16 protein-coding genes and 1 other annotated feature are annotated in these 14,607 nt (G+C 35.1%); of the genes, 10 read left to right on the top strand and 6 right to left on the bottom strand.

The window, feature by feature from the left end; genetic code table 11:
- The first annotated feature begins 243 nt into the window (after positions 1 to 243).
- The gene (locus ACIP9W_RS11430) at positions 244 to 1,152 is read left to right on the top strand and encodes a DMT family transporter (protein ID WP_400789363.1); all 909 of its coding nucleotides are present in this window, start codon (positions 244 to 246) and stop codon (positions 1,150 to 1,152) included.
- Between the two features lie 139 nt (positions 1,153 to 1,291).
- On the top strand, positions 1,292 to 2,527 hold the full coding sequence (locus ACIP9W_RS11435) for a transglycosylase SLT domain-containing protein (protein WP_400789364.1): 1,236 nt from the start codon (positions 1,292 to 1,294) through the stop codon (positions 2,525 to 2,527).
- A gap of 74 nt (positions 2,528 to 2,601) precedes the next feature.
- Here the strand turns inward: ACIP9W_RS11435 and ACIP9W_RS11440 are convergent, their stop codons facing one another.
- From ACIP9W_RS11440 to ACIP9W_RS11450, 3 genes are read right to left on the bottom strand one after another with little or no spacing between them, the layout of a single operon-like run.
- Positions 2,602 to 3,165, bottom strand: coding sequence for a hypothetical protein (locus ACIP9W_RS11440; protein WP_400789367.1), 564 nt, complete (start codon positions 3,163 to 3,165; stop codon positions 2,602 to 2,604).
- A complete protein-coding gene (locus ACIP9W_RS11445) occupies positions 3,155 to 3,373 on the bottom strand; it encodes a helix-turn-helix domain-containing protein (RefSeq protein ID WP_400789369.1) in 219 nt (72 codons plus the stop codon). The genes ACIP9W_RS11440 and ACIP9W_RS11445 overlap by 11 nt, the downstream gene beginning before the upstream one ends.
- Before the next feature lie 15 nt (positions 3,374 to 3,388).
- A complete protein-coding gene (locus ACIP9W_RS11450; protein WP_400789372.1) occupies positions 3,389 to 3,880 on the bottom strand; it encodes a DUF2975 domain-containing protein in 492 nt (163 codons plus the stop codon).
- Positions 3,881 to 4,422: 542 nt separating this feature from the next.
- On the opposite strand from ACIP9W_RS11450, the gene ACIP9W_RS11455 reads away from it, so the two are divergent.
- Genes ACIP9W_RS11455 through ACIP9W_RS11470 form a run of 4 tightly spaced genes read left to right on the top strand, consistent with a single transcriptional unit; the run spans position 4,423 to position 8,149 of the window.
- The gene (locus tag ACIP9W_RS11455; RefSeq protein WP_400789375.1) at positions 4,423 to 5,541 is read left to right on the top strand and encodes an ABC transporter; all 1,119 of its coding nucleotides are present in this window, start codon (positions 4,423 to 4,425) and stop codon (positions 5,539 to 5,541) included.
- Between the two features lie 12 nt (positions 5,542 to 5,553).
- Positions 5,554 to 6,747, top strand: coding sequence for an ABC transporter permease (locus ACIP9W_RS11460; RefSeq protein WP_400789377.1), 1,194 nt, complete (start codon positions 5,554 to 5,556; stop codon positions 6,745 to 6,747).
- A gap of 23 nt (positions 6,748 to 6,770) precedes the next feature.
- On the top strand, positions 6,771 to 7,670 hold the full coding sequence (locus ACIP9W_RS11465; RefSeq protein ID WP_400789379.1) for an ATP-binding cassette domain-containing protein: 900 nt from the start codon (positions 6,771 to 6,773) through the stop codon (positions 7,668 to 7,670).
- Positions 7,671 to 7,714: 44 nt separating this feature from the next.
- The gene (locus ACIP9W_RS11470; RefSeq protein WP_400789381.1) at positions 7,715 to 8,149 is read left to right on the top strand and encodes a GNAT family N-acetyltransferase; all 435 of its coding nucleotides are present in this window, start codon (positions 7,715 to 7,717) and stop codon (positions 8,147 to 8,149) included.
- A 239-nt stretch (positions 8,150 to 8,388) separates the two neighbouring features.
- Here the strand turns inward: ACIP9W_RS11470 and ACIP9W_RS11475 are convergent, their stop codons facing one another.
- A complete protein-coding gene (locus tag ACIP9W_RS11475) occupies positions 8,389 to 9,411 on the bottom strand; it encodes an alpha/beta fold hydrolase (RefSeq protein ID WP_400789953.1) in 1,023 nt (340 codons plus the stop codon).
- Positions 9,412 to 9,642: 231 nt separating this feature from the next.
- On the opposite strand from ACIP9W_RS11475, the gene ACIP9W_RS11480 reads away from it, so the two are divergent.
- Both ACIP9W_RS11480 and ACIP9W_RS11485 read left to right on the top strand, forming a co-directional pair.
- On the top strand, positions 9,643 to 10,125 hold the full coding sequence (locus tag ACIP9W_RS11480; RefSeq protein WP_400789384.1) for a DUF2975 domain-containing protein: 483 nt from the start codon (positions 9,643 to 9,645) through the stop codon (positions 10,123 to 10,125).
- Positions 10,126 to 10,134: 9 nt separating this feature from the next.
- Positions 10,135 to 10,347, top strand: a complete 213-nt coding sequence (locus ACIP9W_RS11485) for a helix-turn-helix domain-containing protein (RefSeq protein ID WP_142539199.1) — start codon at positions 10,135 to 10,137, stop codon at positions 10,345 to 10,347.
- A gap of 180 nt (positions 10,348 to 10,527) precedes the next feature.
- Here the strand turns inward: ACIP9W_RS11485 and ACIP9W_RS11490 are convergent, their stop codons facing one another.
- Entirely contained in the window at positions 10,528 to 11,040 is a 513-nt protein-coding gene (locus ACIP9W_RS11490; protein ID WP_400789386.1) for a GNAT family N-acetyltransferase, read from the bottom strand.
- Positions 11,041 to 11,232: 192 nt separating this feature from the next.
- Positions 11,233 to 11,472, top strand: a binding site (T-box leader).
- 46 nt (positions 11,473 to 11,518) lie between these two features.
- On the opposite strand from ACIP9W_RS11490, the gene metG reads away from it, so the two are divergent.
- A complete protein-coding gene (gene metG / locus ACIP9W_RS11495) occupies positions 11,519 to 13,159 on the top strand; it encodes a methionine--tRNA ligase (RefSeq protein ID WP_400789388.1) in 1,641 nt (546 codons plus the stop codon).
- 109 nt (positions 13,160 to 13,268) lie between these two features.
- Positions 13,269 to 13,751, top strand: coding sequence for a ribonuclease E activity regulator RraA (gene rraA / locus ACIP9W_RS11500; RefSeq protein ID WP_400789391.1), 483 nt, complete (start codon positions 13,269 to 13,271; stop codon positions 13,749 to 13,751).
- A gap of 75 nt (positions 13,752 to 13,826) precedes the next feature.
- On the opposite strand, the gene ACIP9W_RS11505 is transcribed toward rraA, so the two are convergent.
- On the bottom strand, positions 13,827 to 14,606 hold the full coding sequence (locus ACIP9W_RS11505) for a hypothetical protein (RefSeq protein WP_400789394.1): 780 nt from the start codon (positions 14,604 to 14,606) through the stop codon (positions 13,827 to 13,829).
- Position 14,607 lies beyond the last annotated feature (1 nt).

A 14,607-nucleotide genomic window follows, 5' to 3' on the forward strand; every position in this document is an offset into this window, starting at 1 on the left:
CAAAGGGGATAAGCATGGAGGAGCCGTATGCGATGACCCGCACGTACGGATCTGCGAGAGGCGCATGAATTAATTTTCATGCGCCTACTCTATTTCTATTAGCAAGGTAATCAAACCTAACTTTTAATGAGTACTTATTCTAAGTAAACTCATAATAATTCGGAATATTGTGCTGAATTGTAGATTAATAGAACAAGTACTGCAATAATAGGAGTATATAAAGACAAAGGGGAGTATAATTTCATGGGGTTTAAAGGTCTGATGCTGGGTCTATTATTTACTGTTTTATATGCTTCTGGGGCAATAGCTATGAAATTTGGACTTCAGTCTGCTCCTCCATTAACACTCGCTACACTGCGCTTTATTATTGCTGGTTTGTTGCTATTAATCTATATCTATGTACTACAAAAGGGAAAATATGCAGTACCGAATAAGAAGGAATTTGTTATTTTATTTTGGTTAGGTTTGTTAAATACTTCCTTGTTTTTAGGATTAGGGTTAATCGCTCTTCAAACGGTTTCCTCTGGTATTTTTAATCTTTTCGTACCGGCAAATTCTTTGTTGTATGCTCTACTGGCCTTCTTATTTTTAGGGCAATCCATTGGGCGAAAGGAAAGGGGTGGGATGGTAATATCATTTATCGGATTATTCATCGCTTCTTACCCATCATTAATAGGTAGTCATGCTACTATTGGGGGTATTTTATTATTAGCTTGTGCGATTATATCGATGGCGGTCGGTAGCCTTGTTTACAAAAAAACGAATTTACAATTACCATCGATTGTAGTTAACACATGGCAGGTAGTTTTTGGAGGTCTTATCTTAATTATCCCGTCCCTTCTATTAGAGGCTGGTGAACCAATCACAATGGATGTGAAATTTATCGGTTATTTACTTTGGTCTATATTTGCTCTATCTATTTTCAATTTAAGTCTTTGGTTTTACTTGCTTAAAAAAGATGCCATTGCAGCAAACAATTGGTTGCTTTTGAATCCTATAGCAGGCTATCTATTAGCAGCAGTGCTCTTAGGAGAACATATTACGATATATGCGGTAATTGGAACTTGTTTTGTTTTGTTCGGTCTATATTTGTCGGGAAATTTTCGTGTGAAATCTTCTAATACAGGCGTTGCACAAGTTTCGAAAGTATAAGTGGTGATTGGCTGATGGTTGTATGCAATATTTCGGGAATTATTCGACTGGTAACCCCTAATACTAGACAAACTATTAATCTATTATGGTAAAATATACTATATTAAGCTAAATAATTCTATGAACGGAGAATGAAGGAATGAAATCAATCAAAATGATCGCAGGATTCTTAATTTGTTTAATGCTCCTATCTTTTTCATATGAAGAAGCTTCCGCAGAGTCAACCTGGACTTCTAAGTGCTCATCATTTGGGGCAATAAAGCCGAACCAAAATCCAACTTTTCAGCATATGAACTGCTTACTGACGAATGCTGCTTTAGAGGCGAATATCCCTCCCGAAGTGGTAAAAGCGGTAGCTTCAAGAGAAAACGGGACGTGGAAACAATTTGATGAGAATGGTCAGCCTGTAATCTCAATAGACAATGGAATCGGTCTGATGCAAGTTACCAATCAATCAAACTATGATCAAGAGAGATTGAAATACGATATTAAGTATAATATTCAAGCGGGTATCGAAATCCTTCGCAGTATGTATGATCGTAAAGATTTGCCTAAAATAAAGGGAGCAGGACCAGAAGTAATCGAAAATTGGTACTTTCCAGTCATGGCCTATAACGGTATAAAGCCTGTTAACAGTCCTCTATATCAGTCCAGTGGTGTAAAGAATATAGATGCTTACCAAGAAAAGGTTTTTTCATTTATTGAAAAAGATAGTTACTTAAATGGTACAAAATTAGTTCAAATTCCTTTCCTTACTGCTGATTTTCAATATAATCCTAACAGTATTGAAAATATTGTATTTAAACAAAAGGAATATATAGTAACGGATCAGATGCATACCTCTGCATATCGATTTCAAAAAGGAGACAAGGTACAGATAACAGTGGACACAGTAAATTTAAGGTCACAACCGAGTACTTCATCTGCTGCAAAAGCTGTAACTAAAAATACTGCTTTGACGATTGATGGAAATTTCCTGTATGACCAATCTCCGACTAGTAAAAATCAATTTGTTTGGTACCCGGTTAAAACAGCTGATCAAAAGGTAGCTGGTTATATTTCATCAGCTTACATTACGAAAAAGTTAGATGTACCTGCAACTCCCGTAAAAGTTATGTGGGGGAAAACAGAACTAAAAATAGGACAAATAGGGAAAGTAACAATTCTCGCTAATACCAACTTAGTGAAAATAGAGAGCAACGGTTCTTTGACAACGGTTCGTTCATTGAAAAAAGGCGAAGAATATCGAGTTTATAGCTATAAGAGTAATAATGGCGGTTTATATGGTGTAGGTGGCGGAAGCTACGTTCAAAAGTCCGCTAAAGTAAAATACGAAACACCATCTAAAAGGAAGTTAGCGTTACTTGCTCAATAAAAGTTGTCATAAAAAATAAAGGGTGATACATATTTAGTTATGTATCGCCCTTTATTTTTTGCTCAGGAGCTCTATTATGGGAGTACTAAGACCGGATTCCTTTTGTTACTATTTCTATGATAATCCCTTAATCTACCTTCAAAAATAAGTTGAAAATCTGCAGAATATGGTAAGTCACTTGGTTCCACAAGCGAAACATCTTTTTCAAAGCTAATGACCTTACTTTCCTTTAAAACAGATGCCACAAATTGAGAGCAGAAGAAAGCATTCTTTCTTTTTATCGGCATATTAAATGGCACACCAAATAATCCTATAAAATTATAGCGATAATGTTCCTTTTGTGCAGCTATTTCTTGAATATATTGGTGCATCTTTTGAAATTCATCGGTAGTTATGGTTAAAGAATAGATGGCACAGTCTGCTTGTTTAAATAAGATAGAATGGGTATCTTCTCTAACGAATCCACCCATAAAAGGATTTCTTGCCGTTTTTCTCCCGAAACTATATATTTCGGATAATTCAGCATCGAATGCGATTGAGGCGTGGTTATAGGGTTTTTTCGTATAAGACTTAATCATTTTTGTTAAAATTGTTCCTGTATCAGTTAAAAGGATGTAAATTGTTTTTTCACTGAACATAATCCTCACCTTTGTATTCTAAAAGATCTCCAGGTTGGCATTCTAATGCTTTGCAAATCGCTTCTAAAGTGGTTAACCGAATCGCCTTTGCCTTTCCATTTTTAAAATTAGAAAGGTTTGCCATCGTAATTCTAACCTTCCCCGATAGTTCGGTCACGCTCATTTTTCGTTTAGCAAGCATTACGTCAATATTTATTATAATGGCCATATTATTCACCTCAGCTCAGACTATTAAATCGTTTTCCTCTTTCAAATCGATAGCTTCTTTTAAAAGCCTCTGAAGAACAGCAGCAAAGACGGCAATCACCATGGAAGCAAAAATAGGAATCATCCCCATTATTACAAGACCAGGGGCGTCGTCTGCCTCTGCCATAATAAAGACAAATGGCAGAGCAACCAGATACAAACAACTTATACTGATTGCACAGTTTTTTATTTTCTTTAGAGCTCTCACAGATAATTCCGAGAAAGCTTGGTTCTTATCTATATAGGTTAAAAGGTTAAATGTTTGATACAAAGCGAAGTAAAATGGGACTGCTGAAACATACATAACCATTAAAATACCATAAACTAAAAAAGCTAAATCGGAACCTCTTTCCACTGCCTCATATGCTTCATTTGCTATCTGAGGTAACACAAATAAACACAAAGCAAGTACGGGGATTCCCATCAAAATAACCGCCAACTTTAAAAAGAGTGTTGATCCTCGTTTCATTAAAAAACACCTCATATAATTATTATGAATTGATTTTAACAAATTATTTATCGTTTTACAATATATAATTATTAATTATCATTATTTTGTTATTGAAATTTAATTTCTTGAATCGTTGCTATATATGTAGAGTGTCAGACTTCCGATTCATTTAAAGCTGAGTATGGGAGGAAAGAAAATATATCATCGGTTGCAGAAAGCTCTTTACTTGTAGTGTTAGTCTCAATTGAAATAAGGTTGCTTATCTGTCACTGTTTGGATAATATTGTATATAGATATAATGCATATTTTAAAGAAGATCTAGTTGGGGAGTAGCATAAGTTATTATAAGAAATAGCGAAAAATTACATTTAAAAGACTGAATGTTCCGTTTATATAAAGGTTTATTTAGCTTCCACCGAAAGAGCCAATTGTATATGAAGTGAAAGTATTATTGGTAGAGTTTTAGAATAAGAGAAATTTTGATAATAGGATGAAAAAACACTCGGAATACAAGAGTTAGTTTTTTGGGGAGAAATTCATAACTTGAGGGAGGGATGTCTATGTGGAAAGTTTTAAAGACTTTTTTTATTCTAGAGAAATCGAATAAAAAGAATATGTTTGCTTGTATGATTGTGGCAGCATTTGTTTTTGGATTGATTTTTTTTGTGAAAACGGAGGACTTAGGAAACTCCCTAAAAGAAAAATCTGGGGAATATCAATCACTTTCTGTAGCATTGAATAAATTTCAAAATGTAGATGCTACAGACAATGGAAACGGTAGTGATCTATATAAGAATTTGGTAGTGCAGCAACAATTAATAGCTAAGCAAAGAATGGCCGTAAAAGTGGATCGACCCCAATGGTTTTTGGATACCGCATTAGAGGTGGTGAATCTAAGGGCTAGCGCTTTTGATATGGAGGGATTTGATAAAGTTGCTAGTAACCTACCTACCAAAACAGAAAACCAATTGGATAGTGTCTTCTATGAACATATAAAGAAGACGGAAGTTCCTTTATCTTTGGATTCTTTGTCCTTTTTTCCGTTTCTCGCTTATTTGTTTGGGGTTTTAGGTTTCCTTTGGTTCATTTTTATGAGCATTTATTCATGTGGGATCATGGTAGAAGATTTCCGACATACGTCTTTGATTAAGGGCTATCCAATAACGTTTGATAAGTACGTGATAGCTAAATGTATTTCCTCTATGCTTCTAGTAGTTGTATTTCTATTAGAATTATTTGTTTGCAGCCTACCGTTAATTTATTTTAAGGGGTTAGGGGATCCTACTTATCCTATTGCTATATTTAATGGTACTTTTGACATTTATCCGATTTACAAATACATAGGTTTAGCTTTACTTTATATGATTTGTATTTCTATTTTTACCATCTTATTATCAGTCATTTTAAATGTTTTATTGAAGAATATGTATTTGACGTTATTTTTGGAATTGCTATTATTTGTTTTCCCTATGTTATTTCCAAGTATGATGAATTTTCTTCCATTTAACCCGTTTAACTATATGAACTTTTCTAGCGTATTAAATGGACAGACGCTCGATCTTGCCAACCCAGTCTTCTTAAATAGCATACATGGACTTATGTATATTGGAGTAAGTATTATCCTGATGATTGCTGCTGTAAAGTTATTTTTGACGACTGGAAAACTAAAAAGGGTGTAGGGGGGTGAGGTAATGTGGGCGTATTTTAAGATGGAGATTATCCAATTTATGAGCAATAAAAAGAATATCGCAATTTACGTTATTCTACTTTTCTTCTCTTGTTATTATGCATTGGTAATAGCTCTAGCATATGATCCGATTGAAAAAGTAGATGTAAGTGAAATAGAGGCAAGGTATTTAACAAAAGAAGAGTTTCTTAATAATGTCGTGATTAATGATTGGACACATCCTTTAACCAGATTTGCTGCTTCCATATACCCGGAATGGAATGAATATGAAAAAGAAAGATTAGATGCTATTAAACAGGATAATTTAAAAAATTACGCGGAAGCCACATTTAAATGGTATACGTACTCCGATAATATAATTTTTAACTGGGGAGGAGAAATATTATTCTACAATCCTGGCTATTACACGTATGGAAATGATTACGCAAGAATGGACGGGCATTATGGGTATTTATATTCTGCCAGTCGCTACCAAGGCTATTCAGAGGGGAAATCGAATTTATCTATAAACGTTTTCGAGGAAAGGACGGTACTACAAACAGTACAACGTTTGTTGCACTCCTACTTACCACTGATTCTCATTGTGAGTTGCATACTTTTCACAGTGGATGTTGTGCTAAAGGATCGAAGAAATCCGACCTTATTACAAGGATTACCACTTTCAGATTGGCAGAAGTTAATGGTTAAAGGAATAGTTTCTTTATTGGGAAGCTTGCTTGCTATTATCCCACTTTCCGTTGGTCTATTTATAATAGGCACTAAATATGGCTTTGGCGAATTTGAATTACCAGTACCGATTTATTCTGCTGGGGAAAAAATATTTTCAAATATAATGATGCGTGATTATCTCATACAAAACATGCTACTTATTGGTTGCTGGTTTTTATTCTTTATTTCGTTGACCTTGCTTGTAAGTGTAACGATCAAAAATGAGTTTGCCAATCTATTAGTATGTTGCATGTTTGTTATTGCTGAATTTATGTACTTTGCTAGAGGGATAGGGGCGCTTCGAGATGTTCATTGGTATCCTACGAGTTATATACAAACGGGGCAGATTATTTCAGGTTATCGCAACTTTCTCTATGGTACCGAAGCACTCACTTTAGGAACTGCACTGTCCGTAATTGGCTTGAGTGCATGTGTATTTCTATTTTTAACTTTCTTAATCAGTCATCGAAGAAAGTTTAAGTTATTTTAATTCCATAGGAGCGGAGGGAAAAAATGATTGAACTAAAAAATATTGGCGTCCGGTTTTCAGAAAGGGATATTTTAAAAGATATTTCGGTGATGTTTCATCCAGGAGAAATAATCGGTTTAGTAGCACCCAACGGAACAGGAAAATCAACGCTTATGAATGTCATCATGAATTATGTCAATCCAAATAAGGGAAAAGTCATTCTTAACGATAGGTTGGAGTATACAAATAAAAAGAATGAAGTAAAAATCCATCAGCTTGTATCCATGATGCCCGATCAAAGTGACTTATACGATCAAATTTCAGGAACAGAGCATTTAAAGATTTTTTCGTCGATGTGGAAAAGTGATGCAACATTAATAGAAAGCACAATCAAAGAATTGGGCATGGATTCCTATGTAAATAAACGTACAGGCACTTATTCTTTAGGAATGCGGCAAAGGCTTTGTTTTGCCATGCAAATTGTATCAAATACCCAAGTCATGCTGATGGACGAAGTGATGAATGGATTAGACCCAACTCATGTGGAATTGATTTCGCAAATATTGGTGAAAAAGAAGTCGGAAGGAAAAACGATTATAGTAGCTTCTCATTTATTAGAAAACCTAGAAAAGTATGCAGATCGTATTTACTTTATGATAGATGGTCAATTAATGCTTATTAATGATGGATTAAAAGAGAGAGAAATCACAACTGTTCGTGTAATAGGAATGACAGATGATTTGAAGGAAAAGTTTTCAAATGAATTTACAGAAACAAATGTACAAACATTACCCAATGGTATTGTGTTAATAGATGTACGGGGATATGATTCCAAGAAATTAGGGGATATTGTAGAGTTTCTAAAAGTAAACCAAGTAACTGAGTTTAGTTTTGGGAAAGTAACATTGAATGACTTGTATTCTATGCATTATCAAGAGGGATGATATAGATTTTGTTTTTCTATAACTAAAATCGGAGTGATTAAAGAGTGCTTATACGATACGCAAACAAAACAGATCTTGCCGATATAACATTCCTCATATCTGAACTAGGATACGAGGCTACCGAAACAGAAGTAACGCACAGATTATCCACGTTAGATGGCAATCCAGATTACCATACAATTGTTGTGGAAATGGATAATAGAGTTGTAGGATTACTCGGCTTACATATTGGATTAGCTTATGAATTCAGTGGCTGTTATGGAAGAGTTGTATGCTTAGTTGTAAATCACCAATATAGAAAAAGTGGTATTGGTAAAAGATTGATTGAAAAAGCAAAAGAAATTGTAACTGAGCAGGGGGGAAGTACAATCGTATTAAATAGTGGAAACCGAAGCGAAAGAGAAGATGCGCATAAGTTTTATTTGGACAATGGTTTTGTTTCTAAAAGTACTGGTTTTGTAATGAAGATTCAAATATAGAAGAGATGTTTTGATGTATGAAAAATATTATATTAAATAAAAACACCTGGAGTTGAAAAGAGGGTATACAATACCTAAAGCCAACTTGAATGGGAAGAAGACAAAAGAACGTCTTATTTAACCATGATGCCTCCGCGGTTTATATAGCAGGAAAAGGAGAAGTACAAGTAGTTACGTTAAAGTAAAGTTTGATAAGAATCCCTTCTATACGTTTCTTTAAAGAAGGGATCTTTTTTGATTTATTTTAAAAAAGTATGAACCATCCATTCGTGAAACTTTTCCTTCTCTTCAAATTGTGGATAATGAGCTGATTGGTCAAAAGAAATAAATTCCTTTCGATCCGCTTCAATCTTATCAAAATAGTTTTTCGCTGCATGAGATGAAGTCATATAATCATACTTCCCCATGACGAAATAGAAAGGGATTTCAAGCTTTGTTACAATAGTAGGAAGTGGATTTTCCAATATATCCTTGAGCAACTTTTGTTGAGTATAGGACATTCCATAATTATAACGAATGACATCTAATAAATTATACTCACTGCTCAGTAAAACACTAATGTTATCCCCAGGGTTTTCAATAAGTCTTGTAGCTCCACCATATTTCATCACATAACTTCGTGGGGTAACTATTTCACCGTTTTGGATTTGCTCGGTCAATCCTTGTAAATAGAAAGCATCCTCCGTATTACCATCCTGCTGAGCCTGACCGATCACATAGTTCAAACCATTCATCTCACTTTCAATGGTATCGCTCATCTGCCCGATCCCAATATATGCTTCATATTTTTCGGGGGCTATATCGGCAGCCTGCATTCCAATATATGTACCAGCAGAATGGGCCATCAAGATGACCTTTTCTTTTCCAAGACGATTTGATATGTAGTCGGTCATAGCCAACAAGTCCTCTACTAATAGATCGGTCGATAGATTCGAATAGTCTTCCCCGAAATGATACGATTTTCCGCTTGCTCTTTGGTCGTAATGAACGACCGTAAAATTTGTTTCCAATAAGTCTTGATATGTATCGACATATGGTATTTCAGGGGTTCCAGGACCACCGTGCACAACAAGAATGACGGGATTATCCTTATCATTACCACGTATCATAATTTCGTGTTTACTACCATTTATCTCTACTTTGTCTAATACACTAATGCTATTCTCTCCTTTAATCTGCTGCGTCCATGTGGGAGAAAAAAGTGCTATTACTACCGATATTATCATTATTAATCCGAAATATTTCAATATTTTTTTGGTCATATTCATATGGTTTCTCCCTCCTTTCACTAGAATTATTCCTTCATAAGTAAATATAGCATTTGGATATAGATTTTTTGTAAGCCTCCAGGCTGATATTGGCTGCATCTTAAGTATGAAATAATTTCATTTTAATTAACAATAAAATAACTTCATAAATTAATAAAAATTTATTGTAAATCGATAAATAATGTGTTAATTTAAAATGGACAATAAATAAGTGAGGTGTCTTTTTTGAAACGAGGAACAACATTATTTTTAAAGTTAGCGCTAATTGTGATGGGAATCCCCGTGCTTGCTTTATGTATCTTTGTAGTGCCGGAGATAGCAAATTTTGTAACTGAATTGTATCCAGATCACGCGTATTTGAAATATATCGTTTATCTCGATTTGTATGCAGCGGCAATACCTTTTTACTTTGCTCTGTATCAAGCTTATAAACTTTTAAGTTATATTGACCAAAATGAAGCCTTCTCGGAATTATCTGTAACTGCTTTAAAGAAGATAAAATACAGTGCAAATACAATTAGTATTTTGTTTGTAATAGGAATGCCAATTATCTATATGATCGCAGAGATGGATGATGCTCCAGGTATAATACTAATTGGAATGGTACTAATCTTTGCTACACTCGTGATTGCAGTCTTTGCGGCAGTTCTGCAAAAGCTATTAAAAAATGCCATAGATATAAAATCTGAAAATGATTTAACGGTCTGAGGTGAGGATATGGCGATTATTATAAATATTGATGTAATGTTAGCAAAACGAAAAATGAGCGTTACGGAGCTTTCGGAACGGGTTGGAATTACGATGGCTAACCTTTCCATTTTAAAAAACGGAAAAGCAAAAGCAGTACGTCTTTCTACTTTAGAAGCAATATGTAAAGCTTTGGATTGTCAGCCAGGGGATATTTTAGAGTACAAAAGTGACGAAGAATAAATTACAAAAAGAACATACATCAGGTCCTTTTTCTTTAACAATGGAATTGTCAATCCTAACTAGTTATAAGCTTAATAGATCCAAACCAATAGAAATAGAAATTGGTTTGGATCCATTTTTTACTTGACTGATTTTTCTGCTTCTGTTTAATTTCTGTACAATGGTTTGTGCTGAGTATTTTTATACTTCTATGGGATTTTCCGGTCCGTTAAGCTCTAATTGAAAAAAAGCTAAGTCAAGCCATCTATCGAATTTAAACCCTGCCTTATCGATGGTACCTGAGTGAACAAAGCCTAAGTTTTTGTGAAGGGCAATACTTTTTTCATTTGTCGCATCAATTCCAGCAATTAAGGTCTTGTACTCTCTTTCTTTGGCAATGGAGATTATCTCTTTTAATAAAGAAGATCCGATACCCTTTTTTCTGTATTCCTTATTTACATAAATGGAATGTTCAATGGAGTATTTATAGGCTGGCCATGGTCTAAAGGGACCGAATGTTGCAAATCCAGCCACTTTATTATCTAGCTCGAACACTAATATTGGGTAGCCTTCATTCATCTTTTGTTCATACCATGCTTTTCTATTTTCAATTGTTTGAGGTTCATATGAGTAAACTGCTGTAGTATGGACAATAGCGTCATTATAGATTTCTAAAATGTCCATTAAATCTTTTGGAGTTGCTTCCCTTATCATATTTTTCTTCCTCCTACGAAATGTTTTCTCTATTTATTTTAGTGCTCTTTATACAAAACGTAAATTCGAATTATTTTACGGTAAGACTGTATTTGGAGAAACATGGACTAAAGAAAATACAGCTATGAAAGAAATTTATAATTTGAATATTGCAATTTAATTTCTGAATTGATAGAATTATTTCATATGAATACCTTTGCGTTGAAAAGGAAGAGTAAGTAAGTGGATTTTACAAAGAGAGCCTCTGATGGTGGGAAAGAGGCAAATGAACCTTACCGAATATGACCTTTGAGCTTCGTACCGAAAGAACAGTAGGCTACGACGAGAACGGCACTCGTTATAACAGCAGCAGTATGAACACGTACTGAGTAAGGCAGATAGTGTGAGCTATTTGCAAATTTAGGTGGTAACACGAGTCTACTCGTCCTAATCGTTTTTACGATTAGGGCGTTTTTTTATTTTAAAGGAGGTTTTATAATTGTCAATTTTAATCGGTGGCGCTTGGCCGTATGCAAATGGATCGCTGCATTTAGGACATATTGCAGCACTTTTACCGGGGGATATTTTAGCGAGATACTTTCGTCAAAAAGGAGAGGATGTATTATACGTTTCAGGGAGTGATTGTAACGGCACACCAATTTCGATTCGTGCCAATCAAGAACGTACAACCGTAAAAGCAATTGCAGATCATTATCATCATGAATTTGTGGATTCTTTTCAAAAACTTGGTTTTAGCTTTGATTTATACACACGAACAGATGATGACCATCACCACAAGTCCGTACAAAAAATATTTTTAACCTTGCTTAAAAATGGATTCTTATACAAAAAGAAAATTGAACAAGCATATTGCACGGTAGACGGGCAATTTTTACCCGATCGATTCGTTGAAGGCATATGTCCAAATTGCGGTGCTAAAGCAAGGGGAGATCAATGTGACAACTGCTCCACAATTTTAGATCCACTCGACCTGCTTGAAAAAAGGTGTAAAATTTGTGGGAATGAACCAGAAATTTGGGAAACAGAGCATTTCTATTTTTCGTTCAGTAAGTTTCAAAAGGAATTAGAGGGATACGTTGCAAAAGCAGAGTCTGAGAAACGTTGGAGAGATAATGCTATTGCTCTTACGAAACGTTATTTAGCAGAAGGACTTCCTGATCGGGCAGTGACAAGAGACTTACCAAATGGCATTGATGTACCAGTACCAGGATTTGAAGGGAAAAAGATTTACGTTTGGATTGAAGCGGTAGCAGGATATTATACGGCAAGTCTTGAATGGGGAAAACAGCATAATATAGACGTGACAAAATGGTGGAATGCGGATACGACTTCCTATTATATTCACGGAAAAGATAATATTCCATTTCATACGGTAATTTGGCCAGCCATCTTAATGGGTCTTGGAAATTTAGGAACTCCCACGAATATTATATCGAATGAGTATTTAACGCTTGAAAAACGAAAACTTTCTACCAGTCAAAATTGGGCGGTTTGGGTGCCGGATATTTTGCGGGATTACCATCCCGATTCCTTTCGTTATTTTTTAACGGTCAACGCTCCAGAAAATCGTGATACGGATTTCTCCTGGCGTGAATTTATTTACAGCCATAATAGTGAGTTGCTAGGTGCTTTCGCTAATTTTGTGAACCGTAACCTAAAGTTTATTGAAAAAACATTTGATTCAAAAGTACCTCAAGTAGAGGTAGATGCGACTATACAACAAGACATATCTTCTTTATATCCCACAGTGGGACGGTTAATAGAAGAGGGGCATTTGAAAAAAGCAATAGAAACTATTTTCGAAGCAGTCCGTGCTGCAAATCGTTATTTTGATGAAAGACAACCATGGGTTGCAGTGAATGATAACAAAATACATTGTGAAGAGACACTAGCCACTTGTGTATATATCATTCAAAATTTAGCTCAACTTTTACAACCTTTTCTACCTTTTGGATGTCAAGAAATTGGACATATGTTAAACGTAACAATAAATAAGTGGAATGTTATTGAAAAACTACCGTTACAAATCACATCTATCAAGCCATTATATGAACGCATTGATGTGAAACAAATTGAACTAGAACTAGAAAAACTAAAAGCAAATGCAAATAGAATATAATTTCTGTTATAAATAGGGAAGAGTTACAGACGATCCAGGAAAGTTTATGATGTATACTAGGAATGAATATTAACTAATATAAAAAAGAAAAGACGAGGAGGAAACGGCTTTGCTAGATTTTAAGACTACCGATTTATGCGACGATCATTCAGATTCCTTACAAATTTGTGATATCGAATTCCGTTCTTTCGGAAGAGAAACACGTTTTTCAGGAAAAATAGAAACAGTAAATGTTTTCGAGGATAATGTGCTCGTAGTCGAAGCACTAGAAAATGTAGAAGAAGGCTCTGTCGTTGTAGTAGACGGACATGGTTCTAAACGATGTGCACTCCTAGGCGATCGGCTAGCGGGCATCGCAGAGTCAAGAAAGTTAGCAGGAATAATTATTAATGGTTATGTGAGAGACTCCGCTGAGCTTGCTAAAATGAATGTGGGTATTCTAGCTTTAGGAACATATCCACTAAAAAGTAAAAAAGCTGGCAAGGGCGAGCGTAATGGTACACTTTACTTTGGTGGTATCGAATGGAAGCCAGGAGAGTATGTGTATACGGATGAGGACGGGGTTATTGTTTCTGAACAGGCCCTATTATAGTTTGTAGTAAGTAACAGATACCTTGACTAATTCAAAAGGCGTTCCCTATTTTCATAAAGGGAACGCTTTTAGTATTCACATTTTAATAGCTATGCGTTTAGTCAGTTGACGAATCATCCAGAATGTAAGACCTGCTAGAACGAATATACCTATTACAGCCACATATATAGGAAGTTGCAAGGAGGCGAACATATCATGGACAGGTAAGTCTAATGCAAGGCTGAGTAGTAGATCTTGTGCATAGATTATGAAGAACGCTAGGATAATACAGACTAGGCCAAATAGAACACCAAATCGATAAAACCCAGAGCCGATCAACCAACCGACGAGATAGTAGATAAAAATATTTAAAGCAAAGACGAAAATAGCTAATAGCCAATTACTTTGAAGGTCTATAAAAGGCGTGAAAACAATCGATAGAATTAGCTCAGCAACCATATTACCTTCATCACCCGTAGCATTGCCGAGTGAGCTATCCTTTAGAATTGAAAGGTCTATTAAATTTACTATAAATATTTGAATGACAGAAATAATGCTAGCAATGATTGGAATAGTGATGGAAAGAGCAACAGATGCTATAGCAGATCCTTTAAAATAATCTTTTCGTGTGACCCCATTACTCACATAATAAGGAAGGAACCCGTAAGAAGAGATTATGCCAATAACAAGCATGAAAATATTAGCTGCAATAAAAACTGCATCGAAATAATCGTTCATTTCAATTCCCTTAATAATAGAGAGGATCGCTTTAATAATCTGAACAACGAGAAGAACACCTAAAAAACCGAGTGCCCAAAAGAATTGAACCCAAAACATATCCGTGGCTACCTTGGGATAAATTGTTTTTTGATTCATC

Source organism: Psychrobacillus sp. NPDC093180, from assembly GCF_044754065.1.
GTDB lineage: Bacteria > Bacillota > Bacilli > Bacillales_A > Planococcaceae > Psychrobacillus.